This window comes from Escherichia sp. GZ89, from assembly GCF_019366485.1.
Lineage (GTDB): Bacteria > Pseudomonadota > Gammaproteobacteria > Enterobacterales > Enterobacteriaceae > Escherichia > Escherichia fergusonii.
On sequence record NZ_JAEOHX010000090.1, the window covers coordinates 1 to 503 of the forward strand.

General features: G+C 54.9%; 1 protein-coding gene. It reads left to right on the plus strand.

Annotated features, from left to right (window positions below):
- The coding region (locus K0335_RS22380; RefSeq protein WP_231825873.1) for an ATP-binding protein at positions 1 to 503 on the plus strand (503 nt) is incomplete at both ends.

Below are 503 nucleotides of genomic sequence, written 5' to 3' on the forward strand. Positions count from 1 at the left end.
AGCTTCGCACGCCGCTGGTACGTTTACGCTATCGGCTTGAAATGAGTGAAAATCTGACTCCGCCGGAATCACAGGCGCTCAATCGCGATATTGGTCAACTGGAAGCGCTGATTGAAGAACTGCTCACCTATGCGCGCCTTGACCGACCACAAAATGAACTGATGTTGACCAAACCCGACCTCCCCGCCTGGTTGTTCGCGCATTTGCAGGATGTGCAGAGCGTGAACCCGGAACGCGCCGTAAATCTTCTCACATGTGTAATCGGCGATTATGGCGCGCTTGATATGCGGTTAATGTCGCGAGTGCTGGATAACCTGCTGAATAATGCGTTGCGCTACAGCCGTACCACCGTTCAGGTCAGTCTGTTACTTGACGGCAGTCAGGCAACGCTGATAGTCGAAGATGATGGCCCCGGCATTGAAGCGGATGCGCGAGAGCGCGTATTTGAACCTTTTGTCAGACTCGACCCCAGTAGAGACCGGGCGACAGGCGGCTGCGGGCTT